The sequence below is a fragment of the Clostridium sp. genome (assembly GCF_036660475.1).
Lineage (GTDB): Bacteria > Bacillota > Clostridia > Clostridiales > Clostridiaceae > Clostridium_J.
On sequence record NZ_JAVXAO010000001.1, the window covers coordinates 303,728 to 325,790 of the forward strand.

General features: G+C 29.6%; 23 protein-coding genes. 5 read left to right on the forward strand and 18 right to left on the reverse strand.

Annotated elements, in window-relative coordinates; translation table 11 throughout:
* Positions 1 to 120 precede the first annotated feature (120 nt).
* The 9 genes from RSA29_RS01285 to RSA29_RS01325 form a co-directional block, all read right to left on the reverse strand.
* On the reverse strand, positions 121 to 405 hold the full coding sequence (locus RSA29_RS01285) for a hypothetical protein (protein WP_346941718.1): 285 nt from the start codon (positions 403 to 405) through the stop codon (positions 121 to 123).
* A gap of 114 nt (positions 406 to 519) precedes the next feature.
* A complete protein-coding gene (gene aroQ / locus RSA29_RS01290) occupies positions 520 to 963 on the reverse strand; it encodes a type II 3-dehydroquinate dehydratase (protein WP_346941717.1) in 444 nt (147 codons plus the stop codon).
* Positions 964 to 1,096: 133 nt separating this feature from the next.
* Positions 1,097 to 1,915 (reverse strand): shikimate dehydrogenase, encoded by an 819-nt coding sequence (gene aroE, locus RSA29_RS01295; RefSeq protein WP_346941716.1) that lies wholly within the window; start codon positions 1,913 to 1,915, stop codon positions 1,097 to 1,099.
* Between the two features lie 45 nt (positions 1,916 to 1,960).
* Positions 1,961 to 2,239, reverse strand: a complete 279-nt coding sequence (locus RSA29_RS01300) for a chorismate mutase (protein WP_346941715.1) — start codon at positions 2,237 to 2,239, stop codon at positions 1,961 to 1,963.
* A 307-nt stretch (positions 2,240 to 2,546) separates the two neighbouring features.
* Positions 2,547 to 2,891: a cupin domain-containing protein gene (locus RSA29_RS01305; protein WP_346933559.1), complete on the reverse strand. Its 345-nt coding sequence runs from the start codon at positions 2,889 to 2,891 to the stop codon at positions 2,547 to 2,549.
* 54 nt (positions 2,892 to 2,945) lie between these two features.
* Complete coding sequence (locus RSA29_RS01310) at positions 2,946 to 3,914, reverse strand: patatin-like phospholipase family protein (RefSeq protein ID WP_346941714.1); 969 nt, start codon at positions 3,912 to 3,914, stop codon at positions 2,946 to 2,948.
* Between the two features lie 252 nt (positions 3,915 to 4,166).
* Positions 4,167 to 4,928: a peroxide stress protein YaaA gene (gene yaaA / locus RSA29_RS01315; RefSeq protein WP_346941713.1), complete on the reverse strand. Its 762-nt coding sequence runs from the start codon at positions 4,926 to 4,928 to the stop codon at positions 4,167 to 4,169.
* Positions 4,929 to 5,037: 109 nt separating this feature from the next.
* Positions 5,038 to 5,691 (reverse strand): pentapeptide repeat-containing protein, encoded by a 654-nt coding sequence (locus tag RSA29_RS01320; RefSeq protein WP_346941712.1) that lies wholly within the window; start codon positions 5,689 to 5,691, stop codon positions 5,038 to 5,040.
* Between the two features lie 242 nt (positions 5,692 to 5,933).
* Positions 5,934 to 7,094, reverse strand: coding sequence for an MFS transporter (locus RSA29_RS01325; protein ID WP_346941711.1), 1,161 nt, complete (start codon positions 7,092 to 7,094; stop codon positions 5,934 to 5,936).
* A 267-nt stretch (positions 7,095 to 7,361) separates the two neighbouring features.
* On the opposite strand from RSA29_RS01325, the gene RSA29_RS01330 reads away from it, so the two are divergent.
* Positions 7,362 to 8,270 (forward strand): patatin-like phospholipase family protein, encoded by a 909-nt coding sequence (locus RSA29_RS01330; RefSeq protein ID WP_346933564.1) that lies wholly within the window; start codon positions 7,362 to 7,364, stop codon positions 8,268 to 8,270.
* A gap of 49 nt (positions 8,271 to 8,319) precedes the next feature.
* Here the strand turns inward: RSA29_RS01330 and RSA29_RS01335 are convergent, their stop codons facing one another.
* The 5 genes from RSA29_RS01335 to yeiL all read right to left on the reverse strand — a co-directional run bounded on the left by RSA29_RS01335 (position 8,320) and on the right by yeiL (position 16,713).
* Entirely contained in the window at positions 8,320 to 10,413 is a 2,094-nt protein-coding gene (locus RSA29_RS01335) for a sensor domain-containing diguanylate cyclase (RefSeq protein WP_346941710.1), read from the reverse strand.
* Positions 10,414 to 10,494: 81 nt separating this feature from the next.
* Positions 10,495 to 11,877, reverse strand: a complete 1,383-nt coding sequence (locus tag RSA29_RS01340; RefSeq protein WP_346941709.1) for an MATE family efflux transporter — start codon at positions 11,875 to 11,877, stop codon at positions 10,495 to 10,497.
* A 108-nt stretch (positions 11,878 to 11,985) separates the two neighbouring features.
* Positions 11,986 to 14,046, reverse strand: a complete 2,061-nt coding sequence (locus RSA29_RS01345; RefSeq protein WP_346941708.1) for a methyl-accepting chemotaxis protein — start codon at positions 14,044 to 14,046, stop codon at positions 11,986 to 11,988.
* A gap of 273 nt (positions 14,047 to 14,319) precedes the next feature.
* A complete protein-coding gene (gene rsgA / locus RSA29_RS01350) occupies positions 14,320 to 15,528 on the reverse strand; it encodes a ribosome small subunit-dependent GTPase A (RefSeq protein ID WP_346941707.1) in 1,209 nt (402 codons plus the stop codon).
* Positions 15,529 to 16,017: 489 nt separating this feature from the next.
* Positions 16,018 to 16,713 (reverse strand): transcriptional regulator YeiL, encoded by a 696-nt coding sequence (gene yeiL, locus RSA29_RS01355; protein ID WP_346941706.1) that lies wholly within the window; start codon positions 16,711 to 16,713, stop codon positions 16,018 to 16,020.
* Between the two features lie 258 nt (positions 16,714 to 16,971).
* Here yeiL and RSA29_RS01360 point away from each other — a divergent pair, with 258 nt between their 5' ends.
* Both RSA29_RS01360 and RSA29_RS01365 read left to right on the forward strand, forming a co-directional pair.
* Complete coding sequence (locus RSA29_RS01360; protein WP_346941705.1) at positions 16,972 to 17,394, forward strand: DMT family transporter; 423 nt, start codon at positions 16,972 to 16,974, stop codon at positions 17,392 to 17,394.
* An 81-nt stretch (positions 17,395 to 17,475) separates the two neighbouring features.
* Positions 17,476 to 17,931 (forward strand): DMT family transporter, encoded by a 456-nt coding sequence (locus RSA29_RS01365; RefSeq protein ID WP_346941704.1) that lies wholly within the window; start codon positions 17,476 to 17,478, stop codon positions 17,929 to 17,931.
* A 47-nt stretch (positions 17,932 to 17,978) separates the two neighbouring features.
* Here RSA29_RS01365 and RSA29_RS01370 read toward each other — a convergent pair whose 3' ends face one another.
* Positions 17,979 to 18,599: a DUF488 domain-containing protein gene (locus RSA29_RS01370; protein WP_346941703.1), complete on the reverse strand. Its 621-nt coding sequence runs from the start codon at positions 18,597 to 18,599 to the stop codon at positions 17,979 to 17,981.
* Between the two features lie 293 nt (positions 18,600 to 18,892).
* Here RSA29_RS01370 and RSA29_RS01375 point away from each other — a divergent pair, with 293 nt between their 5' ends.
* Positions 18,893 to 19,378, forward strand: a complete 486-nt coding sequence (locus RSA29_RS01375; RefSeq protein WP_346941702.1) for a permease — start codon at positions 18,893 to 18,895, stop codon at positions 19,376 to 19,378.
* 5 nt (positions 19,379 to 19,383) lie between these two features.
* Positions 19,384 to 19,911, forward strand: coding sequence for a permease (locus RSA29_RS01380; protein ID WP_346944344.1), 528 nt, complete (start codon positions 19,384 to 19,386; stop codon positions 19,909 to 19,911).
* Between the two features lie 130 nt (positions 19,912 to 20,041).
* Here the strand turns inward: RSA29_RS01380 and RSA29_RS01385 are convergent, their stop codons facing one another.
* The 3 genes from RSA29_RS01385 to RSA29_RS01395 are packed head-to-tail and all read right to left on the reverse strand — an operon-like array spanning position 20,042 to position 22,050.
* Complete coding sequence (locus RSA29_RS01385; RefSeq protein ID WP_346941700.1) at positions 20,042 to 20,506, reverse strand: DUF3990 domain-containing protein; 465 nt, start codon at positions 20,504 to 20,506, stop codon at positions 20,042 to 20,044.
* 25 nt (positions 20,507 to 20,531) lie between these two features.
* Positions 20,532 to 21,662: a DUF5808 domain-containing protein gene (locus tag RSA29_RS01390; RefSeq protein ID WP_346941699.1), complete on the reverse strand. Its 1,131-nt coding sequence runs from the start codon at positions 21,660 to 21,662 to the stop codon at positions 20,532 to 20,534.
* A gap of 1 nt (position 21,663) precedes the next feature.
* A complete protein-coding gene (locus RSA29_RS01395; RefSeq protein ID WP_346933578.1) occupies positions 21,664 to 22,050 on the reverse strand; it encodes a GntR family transcriptional regulator in 387 nt (128 codons plus the stop codon).
* Positions 22,051 to 22,063: the final 13 nt, after the last annotated feature.

Below are 22,063 nucleotides of genomic sequence, written 5' to 3' on the forward strand. Positions count from 1 at the left end.
ACCCTTAATTCTATTATAATATTTATATCAGTAAAATTAAACATAGTTTTAGTAAATCTTTTATTTATATATAAGGAGCTAGATTATTACTAATCTAACTCCAGATTTAATCATATATATTTACTTCTCATCTTCTTCATTCTGATCAAGTAATCTATCAAATTCTCTTATATCACTCCAGTCATACAAATTAATATTTTCTTTAGAATGATATAATTTGAACTTTTCTACTGTGACTTTAACCTCAGCTTCATATTCAATGGTAAAACCTATATTCTCCCCATATAAATAGCCCAATTCAGTTATCTCCCCAAATGCAACTTCATCATCATTATAATAGAATCTTACTCCACTTTCAGTTAATCTTGTATATACTTCTATTATTTTATCATTAATGTTGCTCATATATTTACCTCACTTCTTATTACCTAACAAATTGTTGCATTTATTAGTTCTTAATATTCACTTCACCAGTGCCCTTGTACATATTTAGATGTATATTCCAATCAATTCTCATACTTAACTCAAGTTATTCATACTATTTTCTAATGCATTTATACCCATAATATATCCAAACTCTCCAAAACCACATATTTGTCCTATACAAGCTGAAGCCGTTACTGACTTATGCCTAAACTCTTCTCTACTATGAATATTAGATAAATGAACCTCTACAGTTTTTATGTTTACACTTTTAATGGCATCATGAATAGCATAACTATAATGGGTATATGCACCTGGATTAATTACTATGCCATCGTATTTCTCATAATAAGCCTCTTGAATAAAATTAATAATTTCACCCTCAACATTACTTTGAAATAATGCTATTTCATGACCCAATGCTTCAGCAGTATTTTTTATATAGTCTTGAACCTTATTAAAATCCTTAGCTCCATATATATTTTTCTCTCTTATCCCTACGAAATTCAAATTAGGCCCATTAATTATCATAACCTTCATATTCTTCCCCCTTAAAACCCTGAATAATTCCCTTGATTTTTATATCTCTTATTCAAACAGGTAACTCTACCTGTGTATATTTCTATATAATAGTAAAATTACAACTTAATAAATACATCTACTTTTTAATAACTTAACTAAATTCTCTATTTAGGATTTCATATATATCTTTAATTACACTTTCATCTATAGATCTATTTTGCCAAATTTCCTGAGCCTTAACCCCTTGACCTATAAGCATATAAAGGCCCCCTACGGTTTTCTTTCCCAATTCCTTACCCTTACATAACAATTGTGTCATTGCAGGGTTATATATTATATCAACAATAGTATCAAAATTTTCAATAATATAATCTTCTACAGGTGATTCATCTTCATGTGGAAACATACCAACAGGGGTTGCATTCACTAACATATCACCCTTAATATCATTGAGTTCGGCATACCCTATTATCTCTGCTCTTTCATCTCTTAATCCATCACGTCGTTCTTTATTTGGATTTCTACTTGCAATATAAACTTTCTTAACCCCATTATCTAATAAATAATGCATAACACTCTTTGTCGCTCCACCATTTCCTAATATAACTACAACCTGATGGTCTAGTTTAACCTTATGTACATCTAACATATATCCAAATCCATAATAATCAGTGTTATATCCATATAGTTTATTATCTATTAATGATATGGTATTAACAGAACCTATCCTCTGAGCCTCTGGTGATACAACATCCAAATACTGAATAATTTCTTCCTTATATGGTATTGTAACACTTGCACCTTTTATATTTAGTACCTTAACCCCGTCTATAAACTCATTTAAATCACTCTTTTGCACTTCAAATAGCTTGTATGCTCCATCAACTTCGATAGATTCAAATATTATCTTATGTATTCTTGGTGATAAACTATGCCCTAACTTTTCTCCTAATAATCCATAAAACTCCATAATACTACTCCTTTTAACCACTAACTAACACTACGCATTATTTTTTTATTTATCGCTCTTTACTACCGACTCTTGAATACTTCTACTCAACTCCATAAGATTAAGAAAAAATCGTCTTGTAACTAACTCATATTCTTTATTATTTAATCTATCTACACTTTTGTTTATAATCTCAGACTCCCTACCGCTATTGTATATAGGTATCTCATTTTCCTTTTTATAATTTGCAACCCTTATAGCTATATCCATTCTTTTCTCAAATAACCTTATAATTTCACTGTCTATTTCATCTATTTCTTTTCTACATTCCTCTAGTTTATTCATTCTTACTATTCCACCCTTTATTTCCTTCTATCTTATTAATTTTTAGTTTTGTATTTATATGATGCCTAGCTAAGTTTTTCTAACATTCATCTGGAGTTAGGTACTACTCTTAGGCAAACTCCATCTGAATATAATAATACCACTTATACATATATCTTTTCTAGCAAAAACAGGATTCAAATAATTAAATCCTGTTTCCTTTTAATTCTACTATCTATTTCATATTACACTTTTTATAATCCCAATTGTCTAATATTCACATTAGTTATATTGCAATAATACTAAATCCATTTGATATTCCATTCTTTTATTGATGTGGTTCAAATCCTGCTCCTGACTTTGTTACTTGAACTGCAGCCATTTCACACTCAGTACCATTAATTATTTCATGCCATTCGCCAGCTGGTACAAAAACTGTACTGCCTTCGCATATATCGTAAGCTCCATCTCCAACCATCATTTTTCCTTTACCTTTAAGGATCACAAATATTTGATCTCCACTTGGATGTCTATGCTTATTTAATATTTGATTTGGCTTAAAAAAATACACCTCTGATGTTATGTCTGTTCCCACAAACACCGGTACCTTTGGTACTGCTTTATCTCCATACTGATTTAAACTATTATTAAGCAAATTTTTAATTTTTTCCATTTCACTCAAGACCTCCTTTTTAAATTTATAATTGTAAATTCCCAACTCTCCTTATTATCTCTTCTTATTAAATATCCTATCCCTAATTTCCCTTTTCTTTTTTCTCCACCAATTTTCATTTTCATTTGCTTTTTCATTTTCATTCTCATTTTCTTTTCTTTGGACTTCTTTTTGTATCGATTCCTGCTTTAACTGCTCTTTATATTGATATCTAGCAATTTCAAAAATAGGTTCTAAAAGATTTTTAGTATCTTCATATCCTCTTTGAATTCTCTTAGTTTTTGCTTCATCATCTAAATTTAATAAGCCCTCTAATATTTTTGTTTCCATGTCTGATGGTATTATTTCAATAATTTTAGCATTGGGGAAATCCTGTCGGTTTACAGTACCTAACTTATCTAGTAATACGGCTATTATAATATCACAGCCATCTTCATATACTGGCTTTATTGGTGTATTATCTGTTAATCCACCATCTAAATATGTCTTATCATAAATTGCTTCACTTTCATATATCATTGGTACGCAAGCTGTAGCCATTAATATACTCTTAACTATATCATCTTCATAATCATTTAATTTAAAATACTTTGCTGTAAACTCTGGCATTTCGGTACATGACACATAACAATTTATTCCTGAAGCTCTAATTTTTTTAACATTAATATATCTATTTATAATATCTGTAGCTCCATCCCTGGGTACATCTCCATGTTCCAATTTACTCGCCATATACTTTTTAGCAAAAGCCATTGTTCGACTACCTACTGCTAATGTTATTCCTTTTTTTATTAACTCTCTACTATTAATAGGCATCATTTTTTCTAATGTAACTTCTTCCCATAACCTTTCCGCTTCTTCGAAATCATTTTGTGCAAATAAAGCTGCATTAAATGCACCTATAGATGTACCCGAAATGGCTTTTATGTATCTATCTATTCCTAATTCCTTGATAGCCTTCCATACTCCAATTTCATAGGCACCTTTTCCTCCTCCACCGGATAATACTAACCCAATCTTCATTGCTTCATCCCCCTTTGTGAGTAATATCTTTTAATTATATTTTCTATTACTTCCTAATAGAATAAAAAGCTTGTATATATCACAAGCTTTTTATTCTATGGCTATTATAATGCTTCCCTATTTATAAACTTTATAATACAACTTGAAACTAAATATTTATCACACTATTTATTTATCATATACTAATTCAATTATATGAATTTATTTTTATACTTACAAAGAAAATAAAAACCTTTCTACTAAGATTGCTATTTACCGTGTAAACACAAGTATATTTTCACTGCTTAACTCATCACTGTACCTGTATCCGCCTTCACAAAATCCTTTTATACCATCTATGGAGTCTATACGGTTGCTTACTACATAAGTTACCATTTCGCCTCTAGCTTTCTTTGCATAAGTTCCTATAATTTTGTATTCACCATCTCTATTTTCTTTGAACTCAACATCATATATCCGTACATTACCTAGCTTACTTCTATTTATAACCTTAGAATACTCCAAAGATGCTAAATTCAATACTGCTTTTTCATTAAAATCTTCTACTTCCTTTATTAAACTTTTAGTTATTTTATCTGACCAAAATGAATATAAATCCGTAACTTCTGAACCTTTAATTTTAGTAGCCATTTCTAATCTATATTCCTTAATCAAATCTAGAGGTTTCAAAACGCCAAATAGGCCTGATAAAATTCTTACACGCTCTTGCGCAAACTCTATCTGTTCCTCTGTATACTGAAAAGGGTTCATTGATTTATATACATCACCACTAAATGCAAACAACGCTTGCCTTCTTTCTAAATCCTTTTCATTAAATTTTTGATATCTATTATAATTTACTTCTGCTAACTTTTCACTTACTTTCATTAATTTTTCTATATCTTCAACTGTATAATTTTTAAGTATACTAGCAAGATAACCTGCCTCATGCTCAAACTGCGGCATAGTACTCTTATCTATTAATAAATTTTTTTCTAAATTTATGGATTTTGTTGAAGAAATTACTGTTATCACATTATCACCACTTTACATTAGGCACCTAAAAATTAATCACAATTCAAAGATGTGAAAAATATTTTGAATATGCCTTAGTTGAATTTTAAGACTTAAAACCGTATTTTATTTATTCTTTAATAACTATACCTAAAATCCTAGAAAGTGACAACGCTTGAATCGGTGACACTATAATTCCATACAAATCTCTAATATCACAACTTAAACCTTCTATATCACTATCAGAAAAATCAATTCCCTTTACTGTAGCTTTTATTATATCTGCCTGTCTCAGGTTAACATTTTCGAAGGTAACCTTAGCGAGCTTACTATTTTCAAAACTAACACTATTGAAGGATGAATCTATGAAATTAATACCTTTCAAGTTTGCAAAAGATATATTACTATAGTCACCATTGCACTGATTAAATGTAATGTTTTGTAACGAAGCATCTGCTAAATTGATACCTACAATCTTGCAATTTATCATCTCTACTCTATGGAGAATCCCATTGCTAAAGTCAGCATTAGATAAATCACAATTCTCAAATCTTACGTCTGTTAAATCTATAAATCTAAAGGCTACCTCCCTAAAGTTTACATTTCTAAATAAAGCTTCTGAAACACTTATATGGTCTGCCCTCTCTCCATCTATATCAATGTTACAAACCATAATTTCACTAAAATAATCCTCATTTTCAATCCTTCTTTTTAATGATTGAACCTCCTTTAGTTCCCTTGGAATTTTAGGTGTTAAAATCTTGTTTATTTTTTTCTTATCCATAATTAGATTAGTTATAGTATAATGTATATGAAAATAAATAATAACTCAAAATAGTCGAATATACTTAATTATTTATTTTTTCAATATATCTAAAATATAAACTATAACCAATCCTCACCACCCTTCATGCTACTGATATGTTAAATTATATTTTTATTGTAACTCACAATGCTTTTAATAATTACATTAAAATAATCCTATTACTTAAATTATTCATTTAAATACATCTTATATTCTAACACTTATACACTTTTATTCTTAAAATATAATCCCATAGGAATTATTGCAATTATATTTATAAGTAGACAACATATCAAAGCTCCTTCTACTGAAATCCTTGATGCCGCTGCTATTATAATATTGCTTAATGAGGCCACCACGTTTCCTATCATTGCATATGCTGATAAAATTGTTGCTCTATTTATGCTTTCTATGCTCTCATTTTTTATAGTTTCCGTAATAGGTTGAGTCAATGCAAAGGCTCCCTCAATTATAAATATTAATGTAATTGTTATATATGATATGTCGCTTATCAATAAGAACACATTACAGATTATAACCAGTAGTAAAGCTCCATTAAAAAGCTTTTTCTCTCCGATTTTCTTTTTAATTTTATATGCTCTGATACTTATAAATGTAGCACTCTGCATAAGTGCAAGCAATATTCCAAACCATTTAATATCTACTCCACTTTTAATATAGAGGGGCTGATTTAAGAATACACATATACTGTGGGTAGTTTCACCAAGTACCGCCACGCCAACAACAAATGCAACTATTTTCTTATTTTCAAAAGCAATTTTTACACTATTCATTATACTACTCTTTACGTCCCCATTTTCTTCTTCTTTTTCACCGGTATTTGCATTCTCTACATTTTTTAAGCCCATACTTATTAGAAATGCAATAGTATACGGTATTATAGTTGCAAATGCTACTAAATCTAATGATACATTTACCAATACTCCACTCACAAGTGATGCAACTAATAATCCCGCAGTCCCAGCAGCTCCGTATATACCAAATACTTTATCACTGTCATCATTATTTATTGATGAATATAACATTGCACTGTCACATCCAGATATACCTGATATTGCAATTGCCGAAACTATAGCTTCCATTAAAAAACCTAAAAACGAATAGGAAAAATAAAATATTACTTTTGATGTCAAGAATAGCCCATAAGATATGACCAAGGTCTTCTTATACCCTATTTTATCTGCAATGATTCCCCAGGGTATCTCAAAAAACATCATTATAATTAGAAAAATACTTTCCAGTAAAAATATATGACTTAGTTCAAGGCCTCTTGATTCTCTAAATATAACTGAAAATGCCCCATAGAAAACCAACCCTTGCAAAAATGAAATTATATATAATATATATTTATTAATTTTCATAACCACTCAACCTTTCATTGCACAACAAATAAACCTACTAACTAGGTTTTTATTTTAACTTTTACGTTGCAATTTAAGGAATAAGTGCGGCCATGTGGCATTCCCCTTTCTGTCCATATTATATTTTAATTATACCCTTTAAATTATTAATATGTAAGTAAATTAATGTGATGATTTTAATATATAAATTTATTTGTATACCATTATATTCACTTATTTACCTCATAGGTAATACACTAATTATATAAAAATTAGTGGAGGTATATTATGACCATCTTTAGAATTATTTCCTTTGATGGTGGTGGAATTCGTGGTTCACTATCAACTCGTATCTTAACTCGTATTTGCGCTAAATATCCCCAGTTATTATCACACACTGATTTATTTGCTGGAACATCAACTGGCGCTTTAATTGCCCTTTCTCTAGCATATGGAAAAGATGCAGCCTATATTGATAATCTTTATAACTATGAAACTATCAAGTCTGTTTTCACCCCATCTCATCTAAACATATTTAAACCTAAGTTTAAAAATAAAAACCTTAAAAATATGGTTAGTTGTGTATTTCCTGAAAATTTAACTTTAGGCAACTTAGAAAAATATGTTTTTGTTCCATCCTTTAATTTAAAAGGCTTCTCTTCTGATAATTGGCAAACAGTTTTTTTTAATAACCTTTCTAAAGGATCAACATATTCTTCTAATGTTATCGATGTAGCAATGTCTAGCTCTGCTGCACCAACTTACTTTCCAACCTATAATAACTTTATAGACGGTGGTGTTATTGCCAATAATCCAAGTGCTGCTGCCATGATTTCTGTTATTAAAACCATTAAACCTAGACATCCCCTTACGGATTTTAGGATACTCTCTATAGGCACAGGTGTAACCATTAATAAGATCACTGCAGATACCTCCTCCTGGGGAGTATTCCAATGGATGATAAGCCCTATGTCTAATGTTAAGACACCGCTTCTTACAATACTTTTAAACGACACTCCTCTAGAAGATTTGTACTGTAAAGAGCTTCTAGGTAATAATTATTTTAGAATTAATCCTACCCTTAAGCATAAAATACCTCTGGATGATTATGAAAAAATTCCTCTTTTAAAAAGTGCTGCAGATGAACTTGACCTTACAGAAACCTTCAAATTTATAGAAAACTTTTATTTGAAATAAAAATATAGGTGATTAATTAAGTTATTACACCCCTTTAATCACCTATATATTAAATATAATTTTCATACTTAACGATTCTATTTTTCCCCTCAGCCTTTGCTATGTATAAAGCTTCATCAGCATATTTTATACAATTTTCTATATTTTTTTCTTTTCCTTCGCTAATAAAAATACCTAAGCTAGCTGTTACATGTATATGGGGTGTTATTTCATCTGGAATTTCTTCACTCTCAATAGCTTCTCTTATTTCTTCTGCAATTGAATATATTTTCATTTTGCTAATTTCAGGTAATATAACTAATATCTCTTCTCCGCCATATCTGCCGCTAAGCCCATATTCTCCAACAACATTATTGATTATACCCCCTATAGCTCTTAACACTGAATCGCCTGCACTATGCCCATATCTATCATTAACACTTTTAAAATTATCAACATCTATCATTATAGATGCAATTCTTTTATTAGATACACTGCATTTTTTAAAAATTTCTTCACCCTGCTTAAAAATTTCTTTTCTAGATAAAAGTCCAGTTAAATAATCATGGGATGCAAAATATTTAGTCTGGTTGTATAAATATGAATTTTCAAGAGCTATAGCCACATATGAACCTAATATTTTTAATTTATTTAAATCATTTTCTGTATATGCATTCTTTTCATAGCTCTGTATATTTAAAACACCAATGACTTTATCTTCAATAATCAGAGGACAATACATGGCTGAATTACTATTTAATAGGAAATTAACTTTATTAATCTCTGTTATATACTTTTTATAGTCTTTATTTATATCATTAATTAGTAATGTACACTTATTCCTAAAACAATATGCTCCAAGGCTCTGTTCGTCATATATGCTAACTTTTTCTACTATTGAATTTTCTCCCAAATCAATAAAAATAGAATATTCCAGCATTTCTTCATTCAATTTTCCGATTCCAACAATACCCGCCTTCATGATCATAGATATTTCTTTATTAGTGTTAGCTAATATATTATCGAAATTAAGATTTGAAGTTATCTTTTGTCCTATATTTGAAAGCATATTAATCTCATTGTATAGAGATTTATATAATGTGACTTCATATTTATTTCTTTCACCTTCAAAACTTGAAAAACGAGCATTGTTATCATTACTATTTAGCATATTTTCTATACTGTTATATTTTTCATAATATACTAGAGCCTCTTTAAATTCGCCCATCTTCTTATATGTTTTATAAAGCTCATTATATATATCTTTAATTAATAAATTACACTTTATCTCTTTTGAGACTTCTAGTGCCTTAAGTAAACTTTCTATGGCCTTTGTGTGCCTAAATCCTCTTTCACTATAAAATTTAGCATATTCAATCAAAGTATATCCATAAACATCTTTACAATTTTCATTTTGTGCTATATTTAAAGCCTTATCAAAATTCGCCTTTGCCTCTATTTCATTTCCAAGCTTCCCGTTAACCATACCTCTTATCCTATAGCTATCGCTTTTCATTGCTTTAATATCAGCTCTATTAATAATTTCTATCGAATCATCAATAAATTTCATAGCTTTATCCAAGCTTCCTATCTGATACTCTACTTCAGCCATAGTTTGATACATACTAGCCTTGACAATATCATTATCTACATAATGTGAATTCCATAAATCACCCATAATATTCTTTGCCTCTTCATATTTATGAGCCCTAGTATAGTTTAAACATATATTGTTAATGAGTATAACTATATATTTTTCATCATCTATTCTACGTGCAACTTCCAATGCATTTGTGCCATATTGTATGCTTAGCTCATAAAATCCTAACTGAAAATAAGCTATCATCAATCCATTTGCAGTATATATCTGCCCCTTCTCATTACCTGCGTCATAAAATATTCTATAAGCTTCAAGCTGGTAATCCACGCTTTTATCATATTCTGCCGTATCATTATAATACCATCCTATAAAGCCTAAACTCCAAGCTTTTCCTATTAAATAATTATTTTCATTGCAAATCCTTAATACTTCTTCCATAACGCTCTTAGCATATTGGGGATTTCTAATTATTTCCCTGTTCCCCCACTCTTTAAAGAATTCTATATGTTCTTCACTATTTATAAGCTTCTGAAACTCTTCTCTTAATTCCGGATACTTATCCATAAAGTTAACATCCCCCTTGTATAATCCACATAATTATATGGATTCACCCCCAATTTTATGCCCCATTTTTTACACTATTGCTTAATTTTCTTGAACTTCTATTTCGGATGAAAAATCTCTTGTTACATCTCTTACCCATTTTCCACTTCCTACTCTAATCATGGCAACAAAGGACTTTATTATCTCATCTGATTTTATTATGAAGAATACCGGTATAATTGGCATGTTAAATACCCTTACCGCTATAAATCCACCAGGTATAGCTACCAACCACATGAATACAAGATCATTTATAAGTACAAATTTCGCATCTCCACCGCCTCGTAATACACCCATCATTAAGTTAACCCCTAATGCTTGGAATACTACAACAACTGAAGTTACACTCATAATTTCCATCGCTATTATTTTAGTAGCTTCTGGAACATTATATAATTCTACAATTAATGGTCTTATTAAATACACTATTACACCTGCCATAAGTCCCATAAGTATGCTAAACACCCCAATAGTAAATGCATACTCCTTAGCTTTATGTTTTTTACCTTCTCCAATAGTATTACCAATTATTACAGCAGTTGCATTAGATAATCCAAATATAAATACTGTTACAAATTGATGTGCTACTCCATTAATACTATTAGCGGCTACGGTACTTGTTCCAAGCTCTGCTACAATTACTGAAATCATAGATGCACCTGTGGACCATAGTAATTCATTAAATAATACTGGTGTACATGTAGATATAAAATCTTTTAATATAATTTTATCTACCTTAATTAAATTCTTAGGTCTAAGCTTTATCTTATCTTCAAAGTACTTCATAAATACTAAAATTATTATAAATTCTACAATCCTTGCTAATACAGTCGCTATAGCCGCACCCTGTATTCCCATTGCAGGACATCCAAATTTCCCAAAGATAAAAATCCAGTTGAAAAATGCATTTACCGCCAATGATGCACTATAAACCACCATAGATATTTTTACAGTTTTTACCCCTCTAAGCATCATTATAGTACAATTTGTTACACCATAAAATAAATATCCTATGGATACTATTCTAAGATAACTAGCACCACCTTCAATTACTGCTATATCATTAGAAAATATGCTCATAAATTGTGTTGGCAATATTGCTGCTATTCCTATAAAAATAACTATTATAGCAATGCATACTCTATACATTATAGAAAGTATCTTATGTATTGTATCCACATCTTTTTTTCCCCAATACTGAGATATCATAATATTAGAACCACCTGCTAATCCAAACATCAATATCATAAGTATAAAGAATAAATTATTTGCTATAGCTACTGATGATAATTGTACTTCCCCCAAAGATCCAACCATCAATGTATCTATCATACTTACAGCAAATGTAATTAAATTTTGTATTGCTATAGGCACAGATATACTAAAAAGCAATTTATAAAATTTTTTGTCACTGGTTATTTTCATATCTACACCCTCTCACTTTTATTAAATATTCGAGGACATTATACCATATTTTTCACAAAAATACCATATACCTACATAAATAGGTATATGGTATTCTAAAACATTATTCTATATATTAAATTTACCTATGGAGACCTTAACATTTTGAGATAAGTCAATTAACTCTTCAGCACTAATACTTACATTATCAAATGCTATGCTCTGTTCTTCTATTGATTGGTTAACTTCTGCAGTTACCGACGCAACATCTTCTGCCTCAGCCGCAACGTCCCCTATGGATTTTAATACTTCATTTTTTTTATTATTAACCCCATCTACATCTTTGCTAATACTTCTAGTTATATTTATCATATCATTTAATGCAACTTCCATAGTTCTAAATGCATCTTCTACTTCTTTATATGCTCCCGCTTGTCCATCACTGATCTTTTCTGATTCAACTAATGTTCTCTTAGTTACCTCAACTATGCCTTGAATATTTCTTATAATACTTGATATATCATTAGTTGCTCCTTGTACCTCATCAGCCAAACCTCTTATCTCTGTTGCTACCACAGCAAACCCTTTTCCTGCTTCTCCTGCTCTAGCCGATTCAATTGATGCATTTAGAGATAATAAACTTGTTTGTGCTGATATTTTATCAATAACTTTAATTATATTTGATATATTAGAAATTTGAGATATCATTTCTTCTACTGTATTTTTAACAGCTTTAAAACTTTCTCTAGATTTGTCATTAGACTCAGATAAATAATTTACCTTTTTAGTACTTACAACTAATGAACTAGCTACTAACTGTCCTTGATTTCCCATTTTTTCATTCTTACTTTCTAACTCTTCAATGCTATTACCAAGCCCTATAGTTTTCTCACTACTTAGTTGAGCATCAGTAGCTTGCTTTGTAGTACTATCAAATATCATAGCAACTTGCTTTGTAATTTCACTATTAGATGCTGATACTTCTTCACTTATGGCACATAGGTTAGTTGATGCATCTTCAACCTTTTGTACAGTTTCTAAGGTTTCATTAATTAATACAGATAGATTGTCTATCATTGTATTAAATCCTCTAGATAAGTTTAGAATTTCGTTACTTGAAGTTGACTCATCAACTCTAATTGTTAAATCCCCTTCTGCTATCTTATTAACCTGCCCTGTCATTTTCTTAATTGGAGCAGAAATAGATACTGAAAGTAAGTATATTATAACCGTAGCTATACTAAGTAGCACTATGGATATTCCTAATAAAGATACTTGAAGTTTGGTTACTGGTTTATATATATCTTTTACGCTTCCATATGTAAATACCTTCCACCCTATTTCGTTTATAGTATCATAGGCTGCTATATCTTTTACCCCATTACTAGTATATTCAATAACTCCATTATCTCCAGAGTTACCTGTTGCTATATCATTAACATCTTTATTATCAAAGGGTAACCCTATTAACTCTTTATTAGGATGAAAAACTAGATTTCCCTTATTATCAGTAATAAACCCATCTAATGAATCTTTTCTATATTCTTCAATAATTTGTTCATAGGCACTAGTACCTAATACAGATGTAATTACACCTATTAATTCCCCATCTTTATATACCCCAGTAGAAATCATATTTACATTTGCCTGTAATCTAGAGGATTCTACCACATCACTTATAACCATATCTTCATTATTCATTACACGTGTAAAATAATCACGTTCACTAACATCTGTACCTACCGCATCTGGAAATACAGATGAATATATAATTCCTTCTTTATTCATAGCATACATATTAAGTACATCTTCATTGTTGTCTCGCTCTTCTAAAAATCTTTCATTAAACATATTTTGTAAAATCTTAACTCGGTCCCCACCCTTATTAATGTCATCTTGAGAAATCAATAATAACTCAGCTAAATCTTCATTCTCAGAATATGTATATAATTCGTTTATAGCAGCTTTAATTCTATAATGAAGCGTTTCACTTATTCCATTAACTCCTGTAGCCAATTTTTGTTCCGTTTCTTTTTTAATGCTTTTCCCACTAATCGTAAGTGACACAATCGATAGTATAGCTATCGCCGTAAATAATACTACCCCTATCATGATAATTAGTTTTGTTCTTAATGATTTTACCTTTTGTTTTACTTTTTTATCCCTTTTCCCCTTTAATTTAATCCCCATAATTTTTTACCCCTCATTCGCATATTATTCTTTGTATTTTACATCATTTCTTATTATCGAAATATTTTTGTACTTCTTTAGCACGCTAATACAACATCATAGTTTTTATCCCATGATGTTGTATTATATTATAAGGTTTATAATTAAATAGTATTCACACCCAAATTTAATGATTTATCTTAATGTTTACATCCAGAGCCGTAACCACCTTTTTCTGAATCTGCATTTTTAAATACATGAGCTTGAGAATTTTTCAAATCACCTTACTAACTCTTATTTTTTACCTTTTCTAGTCTTTCTTTCATTTACTAATTGTTTAGCTTTCATTCTCTGATCATGATTATACAATTCTTTTTTTAGCTTTTCATAACTTCTAAATCTTTCTTCTGACAAGCTACCATTTTTAATAGCCTCTTTTATTGCACACTTAGGTTCGCTTTTGTGTTTGCAATCTGAAAAATAACATTTTTCAGCTATCTCCTCAATATCACTAAATGTAGATTCTATATCACCCTGACTTAACTGAAGCTCTCTCATTCCCGGAGTATCTATAATTACTCCGCCTTTAGCCATAACAAATAACTCTCTATGGGTAGTAGTATGTCTACCCTTGTCATTCTCTCCAACTTCCTTTGTAACCTGCAGTTCTTGACCTAAGAGCCTATTAATTAGCGTAGACTTTCCAACACCTGAAGATCCAATAAAAACTATAGTATCACTAGGCTCTATGGTATTTTCAACAATATCTACCCCTTCTCCAGTTAAAGAACTTACTGTTATTACCTCAATGCCGAAGGCTACAGACCCTATCTCTATAAGTTTTTCTTCAATATTATCACATAAATCAGCCTTAGTTAGTATTAAAATAGGAGTAGCTCCACTATCCCATCCTATATTTATATATCTTTCTAATCTCCTAAGATTAAAATCATGATTTAAGGACATTGTAATAAAGACTTTATCCACATTTGCTGCTAATACTTGCTCATCACTTTTCCCACCTGCAACCTTCCTACAAATTACAGTCCTTCTAGGTAATACTCCATGTATTATGCATTCTCCATTTCCAATACTCTCAAACGCAACCCAATCTCCAACCGCGGGATAATCCTTTTTATTAATTAATTCATATTGTAATTTTCCTGATACACTTCCTGATACCTCACCACTTCTTGTTATTACTTTATATACACTTCTATACTGCGTACCTACTCTCCCTAATGAATATTTATCAAAATTACTTCTCCAACACTGCTCTATTATTTCATTGAACCCAATTTTATTAAGAGCATCGTAATTCTCAATATCTATTTCCCCTTCAACCTCTTTATCAATTTTCATATCTGTTATTTTTTCTATTTGGCTTTCTATTTTATCATTAACTTTTCTATCTAATACTATCTCTATTTTAAATTCACCTTCACTTTTAATATTTATATTTTCTTCTGATTTTTCTTTAATAATTAAATTTTTATTACTCAATATATCTGCCTCCACTAAATTTTATTTTTGGGCGCAAAAAAGCCCTGGATAGTTAATATTAGCTACTCCAAGGCAATAGTTTTTAAATTTAAAATTATAAATGTAAACTTTAAAATTATAGATTATCTTTAAAATTATAAATATAAAATTAAATATTAAAGATTATGGTTTATCTTTAAATTTAATTCTAAATTCTAAACTTTTGACTTATAATTCTCAATTCTCATTTCTTAATTTGAAACTTTGAAGTAGCTGTATATGATATTTTTATTTTCTCTGCTTTTATTATTTTACTCATAATACAACAACTCCCTTCAAAATTAATTTAACTTTCATTTTAGTATAAATATACTCTGATTAAAATTATAAATTTAATTCTTGAAAACCCATGACGAATTTCATCCTCAAGCGTTAATTTCTAATTCTTAAATTATAATTTATAATCTATAATTCATAATAGCACATTAAAACTTATTTGTAAATATATAGTTATTTATATAGATCTATAGCAAGGTTTTTTATTAGCTTTTCATCTATTATTTCATAAAAGTGTCCACTTTTTTTAATCACTCCACTAGTAACCCATTTATTTAAAGTTCTAAGAAGATGTCTATAACTAGTTCCTAATAGTTCACTAATTTCAGTTAAGTTTTCATCAAATACCCAAATTTTTTGAGACATTAGATTAACCTCTTCCTTTGTAGCCATTATATAACTTGCTAATCTATTTTCTAATGGGTATAACAAGTTAATAGATCCATTCTTTGATGATCTTTCTAATTTACTTCCTAAAGAATCACATATAAATCTCAAAAATTTTGAATCATTTATAAGTTCATCTCTTACTTTATCTAGCCTCATTCCAATACAATAAGTTTCTTCTATAACTTGGGTGTTTGTGGTAGCCTTGGCACCGTTTATTAGTTCTAAATCCCCCAACATCATAAATGGAGAGTAAAAGCATAACAATAAGGACTTTCCATTTTTTAGTCCCACATACACCTTAGCCTTTCCATCCACAAGAAAAAAAAGATAATCTATACTCTCATCTTCCTTGCATAAATACTCATTCTTTTTAAACAAAAACAACTCCATGTGTTTACTCATATCCTTAGTAAATACATTATTAATTTTATATCTTTCAATATATTCCTTCATTAATTTTACATCATCTATACTATTCATATATTTCTTCCTACCTTTAATTTATACTTTAGTTAAACTTGGAATAATTCCATAAAGTTTGTAAATTCTTACTTAACTATGACATATGTCATAATACTTCTCAAGCATTTTATGATAAAGTGAGATTTATTGAGTTGAATTTTTATATCTACTCAATTTAGATTAACTAATCAAGATTATTGGCAGCTATTACAGATAACTTAGAATATCAAAGCCGCCATACATGGTATAAATAATAAACTCTTTAAGGAGGTTAATATGTATAATTTTATTTCTATATTATTAGGTGGATTAATTGCGCTTATGATTAGTGTTAACGGTATGTTATCTGGTAGTTTTGGTAACTATACTGCAACAGTAATTATTCATGTAGTTGGTCTTATAGCTATAATTTTAGTGCTAATAATAAAAAAAGCAAAGATATCCTTTAAAGAAAAACTTCCTATTTTACTATACAGTGCAGGTGCCATTGGTGTATTCACCGTGCTATTTACAAATCTTAGTTTTTCTATCCTTGGAGCCTCTCTAACAATTTGTTTATCATTATTTGGACAAGTTATTGCATCTATGATAATTGACCACTATGGATTACTTGGAATGAATGCAATTAAGTTTGAGAAGAAAAAACTCCTAGGTCTAGGCATTATGGTTCTAGGTCTAATTGTCATGACAATATGCTAAACAAATATCATTATATTAAAAATACATAATGGGGAGGTGAACTTTAGTGAAATTAATTTATATTTTCACTAAAGATAATAAATGTTTTATATTGCAATTATAGTTTCAATTATCTCTGGCATATCCAATGTTATATCAAGAATAATAAATTCTAACCTAGCAAATAAAATTGGTGTTCTTGAAAGTACATTTTTCAATTATGTAGTAGGTTTGTTTTTTGCTACTATATTTTTGATCACAAGCAATGAATCTATTTTTATATCTATGGATTCGCTACAATCTATTTCTCCTATAGCATACCTGGGTGGACTTATGGGAGTTGTTGTAGTTTGTTTATCTAGTTATCTTACTCCTAAAATTTCTGTATTTTATCTAACCATCTTTCTATTTGTAGGACAATTATTTGTAGGTGTGTTTTTAGATTTCTTGACCTTAGGTGAACTATCTGTAGGTAAAGTTATTGGTGGCTTGCTAGTTGTTATTGGCTTAACATATAATCTTATACTGGATAAAAAAGCAACTACTTTATCTAAATAAGTAGTTGCCTTTATTTCAACATGTATAATTTTATTCCTATACAACTTTTATTTATCCTTTAAATGTTCTAATCTATATCCAATCTCTTTATTAGCAAGCCTATATCCCTGTTCTATTAACTCTTCCTCAGTAGGTTCATTCCCCAAAATACTATCTATAGACATCTGTTTTCTATGCTTAAAATATTTTTCTAGTGTATTTTGTTCCATATCCTCTTGGGACGATAAAGAGTAATCATCTAAAATATGTTTAACCTGAAATCCATTATCTCTAAGTGCTCTTCCAACCAAAATACTTCTATGGCATCTTATAGGATCTTGCATTGCTCCAAGCATAGCTATCCTATAACCTTTTTCACATCCATTCCTTACTCTTTCAATTCCATTTATAAAATCTTCCTCATAAATTACTTTTTCGAAATCCGAATACCCCTCATCATAATAAGATATCTTATTTTCTCTATTGGCTGCAAACTCCTTTGCCATATAAATATATATAAACCCCTCTTTTGTTAGAGTTTCTCTTATTGTTTCCTTATCAAACTGAATATTATATTTAGAATATGGAATTCCTCTTATATCTACGACACAATCTATATTATACCGCCTTAGCATATCTATTAACTTTTCTACTGTATAATTGGAATGCCCAATTGTAAATATCTCCATGTTGTCATCTCCTATCCAATAAAAAATTATAAACTTCTACTAACTTTATATTATACCGTATATATTAACACTTTATTCTTTGACTTAAAACTTACCTAAAATCTAAACTTTTTAACAACGCTAATGTGAATCTCTTATCAACACTAGTTTAAGCTATATGAATATCACGATTAAAACTTAAATTCAAGCACTCTAGCTCTTATCAATCTAGCTTAAATTATATCCTCATTTTAAAATCACCGCCATCATTTCATATGCATATTATAACTTATAACCTTAATTGGAGTGATATTATGACCGGTGTTATTTTATATACCTTAGCTTCTATATTACTTGTCATCTCTTGCTTTAAAAGTAGAGATAAAACCATAAGAGCCATTAAAATTGCCTTTAAATCCTTTGAAAATATAATGCCTCAGTTCTTAGGAATTATTATTACTGTTGGTATACTTCTATCCCTTATTAATCCCCATACAATTTCTAAATTAATAGGTTCAAACTCTGGATTCATTGGAGTTACTATATCGTCAGTGATTGGTTCCATAACTATGATGCCTACATTTGTAGCATTTTCCCTCGGTAATACCTTACTTCAAAGTGGCGCTGGTTACCCACAAGTAGGCGCATTAATTTCTACTCTTACTATGGTAGGTATTATGACCTTCTCCCTAGAATCTAAATATATAGGAAAAAAAGCTGCCTTTCTTAGAAATTTTATAGGATTTTTATTCGCCTTTATAGTAGCTTTCTTAATTGGAAAAGTTGTGATTTTGATATGAAAATCATGTGTAGAATATTAAAAAGATATTCCTTTTTTTTCATTTCATCACTTGTACTAATAATATTTTTTTTCTTTAACTTCAATTTAGGAAATAATAGCTTCCTAAGCGCCAAATCCAGTTTTATTCAAATGCTTAGCGTGCTTCCTCCTATTATGATTCTCCTTGGCCTTATTGATGTATGGATTCCTAGAGAGACTTTAGTTAAATATATGGGGAATAATTCAGGTGTAACTGGTGTAGCAATTGCATTGCTTATAGGTTCTATTGCTGCTGGTCCTATGTATGCCGCCTTTCCATTTACTGCCGTTCTCTTAAGAAAAGGTGTGAAATTTAGCAATGTAATTATATTTATGAACGCTTGGTGTGTTACTAAAATCTCCACACTACTATTTGAAGTTTCAGCTATTGGATTTAAATTTACTATTGCTAGATTAATAATAGATATTCCTGGTGTCATAATAATGGGATATGTTGTACATTACTTAATGGGCAAGGATAAACTTGCTAATCTTTATGATTCCTATGAATAAAATATAATCTAAAAAAAGCTGACCAGTTCGATTTGAACTGATCAGCTTTTTTCTTAAATATTTGATGATAAAAAGTTATTATTAATTCCACTTACCTCTAAATTAAATGTTATACGCGTAATAGATATTCTTAGATTTGATAACTCTTAATATAATCTATATGATCTAATGTTTTTATTGTGTGAAAACTTATTTGATGTGTTGGGTACTTAAATTTCATTAAGTCAAAAAACTTTTGCTTATTCATCTGACCTTGTGTGTATGCTTCTATATAGTCATAAATGGTGTCATCTGCCATTGCGCCAACAACTACATCATAATCATGCGTTTTTCCACTTCTGCAATCTACAACAAAGTCCAGCCATTCATCTGTGTAATCCTCGAATATCTTCACCTTTAAGTGCTCAATATCTTTTAATCTATAAACATTAACTATTGATGTATTAAATTTACTAGCCCATTTTTCTGCCTGTTCATACATCTCCGTACAGTAAAATCCCCATGAAAAATCTTTAGTAAATCTATGTTTGCGAATTTCCGGAAATTCTATCTCCATAAAGCTACCATGATATATTAACTTATCATTTATTTCCATATAATCACTCCTAACTTGCTTTACCTTAACTAATAGCTATACTTACAACAATATTGATAATTATAAATATAATTAATCCTCCTGTGGCAAGCCAAGCTTTTGGACTTGCAAAGTTTATTGTCCAACCTATTCCAGTTCGCTTTTCAACCATCCATGCCGGGTCATTTTTATTATAGTAGAAACCACCTAGTATCCACTTATCGTCATCATCCTTATAAAGTTCATCTTTTTCATTTAAACTTTTAAGATTTTTCCCACCTTGACCCATCTTTATGAAAGCTCCTATAAAAATAATTATAGTTAAAAATTCAATTATCACAAATACATAGTTTATTATTGTAATATCATAATTATTTAGTATCGAATATTGCATCACAGAGAACATAACCATAATTTGAATAGCTGTGACCATCATCATAATTGAGCCAAGTCTTTTGAACTTTTTCTTTCTTATAACTGTGGTTTCAATGGATCCACTATTTAAATCAGCTTTTGAATTGTTAATTATTACATTTACCACATACATGGTAATTGCTATGAACAATTGAGAAAGAGGAAATTGGTATATTATAAACTTTCCTCTTAAGGTATTAGTATCAAAAATTCCAAAGGTTGAATTAGGGATATCCATCATCTGTGGAAGACTATTATATTCAAATAATGTTACTAATACCATAACTATAGGAAATATAACTAAAAACAAAAACCACTTCGAAGATATTGGCTTATACTTTTCATCCTTCTTAGGCTTTCTAAGCGTAGTATCCGTAACAACTATATTCTTTTTTTTATATGTCCAACCTCTTTCCCTCTTAAGCTTCTTAGTTTTAAAGTAATATGGAATAAATATACCATTGGAAACTAGCAGTAACCCTATTGTCATAGTGCCAATTATCACTTCCAGAGTATCATCACTTAGATTAGATACTTTAACACCAATGATATTTACAACTACAAATACCACTAAAAATATCAATAACACTAATTTCTTATAAGCCTTACCTAAGTCTATCAATTCCTTTTCCTTTAAATACTCCATAGGAAATCTAACCCCGAAAAATATTCCGTTGTTTGACATCCTATTTATAAAGTAAGTTACCAAGAATAATACTATAACCATTGAATTTATTGTAATTAATCCTATTAGTCTATCCATATTACTTATCTCCCTCTTGGAACTGCTTAAAAAGTTCTTCAACCTCACTCTTAATCAGTTCTTTATCTATACCTCTATTATAACATTCCGCCATATAATAGGATAAGTTATATTTAAATTCCTCTTCAAATTTTTCTTGAGAAATTCTTAAATCTAGGGATATGAAAGCTCCTCTTCTTCTATCAATTTTAAGATATCCTTCATCCTTTAGCATTGAATATGCCTTGTTCACCGTATGCATATTCACTCCAATGTCTTCTGCAAGACCTCTAACAGAAGGAAGTTCCTCTCCATCCTCAATTTGTCCCTTTGCAATTCCTTCTATAACTTGATTTTTAATCTGAAGATATATAGGTATCTCCGAGTCAAAGTCTATTTTTAAAATCAATTTCTCATCTCCT

What these genes read in the sequence shown, in the direction of transcription:
- RSA29_RS01285 (WP_346941718.1), bottom strand. Translation starts at nt 405, where the DNA reads ATGAGCAACATTAATGATAAAATAATAGAAGTATATACAAGATTAACT.
- aroQ (WP_346941717.1), bottom strand. Translation starts at nt 963, where the DNA reads ATGAAGGTTATGATAATTAATGGGCCTAATTTGAATTTCGTAGGGATA.
- aroE (WP_346941716.1), bottom strand. Translation starts at nt 1,915, where the DNA reads ATGGAGTTTTATGGATTATTAGGAGAAAAGTTAGGGCATAGTTTATCA.
- RSA29_RS01300 (WP_346941715.1), bottom strand. Translation starts at nt 2,239, where the DNA reads ATGAATAAACTAGAGGAATGTAGAAAAGAAATAGATGAAATAGACAGT.
- RSA29_RS01305 (WP_346933559.1), bottom strand. Translation starts at nt 2,891, where the DNA reads ATGGAAAAAATTAAAAATTTGCTTAATAATAGTTTAAATCAGTATGGA.
- RSA29_RS01310 (WP_346941714.1), bottom strand. Translation starts at nt 3,914, where the DNA reads ATGAAGATTGGGTTAGTATTATCCGGTGGAGGAGGAAAAGGTGCCTAT.
- RSA29_RS01320 (WP_346941712.1), bottom strand. Translation starts at nt 5,691, where the DNA reads ATGGATAAGAAAAAAATAAACAAGATTTTAACACCTAAAATTCCAAGG.
- RSA29_RS01325 (WP_346941711.1), bottom strand. Translation starts at nt 7,094, where the DNA reads ATGAAAATTAATAAATATATATTATATATAATTTCATTTTTGCAAGGG.
- RSA29_RS01330 (WP_346933564.1), top strand. Translation starts at nt 7,362, where the DNA reads ATGACCATCTTTAGAATTATTTCCTTTGATGGTGGTGGAATTCGTGGT.
- RSA29_RS01335 (WP_346941710.1), bottom strand. Translation starts at nt 10,413, where the DNA reads ATGGATAAGTATCCGGAATTAAGAGAAGAGTTTCAGAAGCTTATAAAT.
- RSA29_RS01340 (WP_346941709.1), bottom strand. Translation starts at nt 11,877, where the DNA reads ATGAAAATAACCAGTGACAAAAAATTTTATAAATTGCTTTTTAGTATA.
- RSA29_RS01345 (WP_346941708.1), bottom strand. Translation starts at nt 14,046, where the DNA reads ATGGGGATTAAATTAAAGGGGAAAAGGGATAAAAAAGTAAAACAAAAG.
- yeiL (WP_346941706.1), bottom strand. Translation starts at nt 16,713, where the DNA reads ATGAATAGTATAGATGATGTAAAATTAATGAAGGAATATATTGAAAGA.
- RSA29_RS01360 (WP_346941705.1), top strand. Translation starts at nt 16,972, where the DNA reads ATGTATAATTTTATTTCTATATTATTAGGTGGATTAATTGCGCTTATG.
- RSA29_RS01365 (WP_346941704.1), top strand. Translation starts at nt 17,476, where the DNA reads ATGTTTTATATTGCAATTATAGTTTCAATTATCTCTGGCATATCCAAT.
- RSA29_RS01370 (WP_346941703.1), bottom strand. Translation starts at nt 18,599, where the DNA reads ATGGAGATATTTACAATTGGGCATTCCAATTATACAGTAGAAAAGTTA.
- RSA29_RS01375 (WP_346941702.1), top strand. Translation starts at nt 18,893, where the DNA reads ATGACCGGTGTTATTTTATATACCTTAGCTTCTATATTACTTGTCATC.
- RSA29_RS01380 (WP_346944344.1), top strand. Translation starts at nt 19,384, where the DNA reads ATGTGTAGAATATTAAAAAGATATTCCTTTTTTTTCATTTCATCACTT.
- RSA29_RS01385 (WP_346941700.1), bottom strand. Translation starts at nt 20,506, where the DNA reads ATGGAAATAAATGATAAGTTAATATATCATGGTAGCTTTATGGAGATA.
- RSA29_RS01390 (WP_346941699.1), bottom strand. Translation starts at nt 21,662, where the DNA reads ATGGATAGACTAATAGGATTAATTACAATAAATTCAATGGTTATAGTA.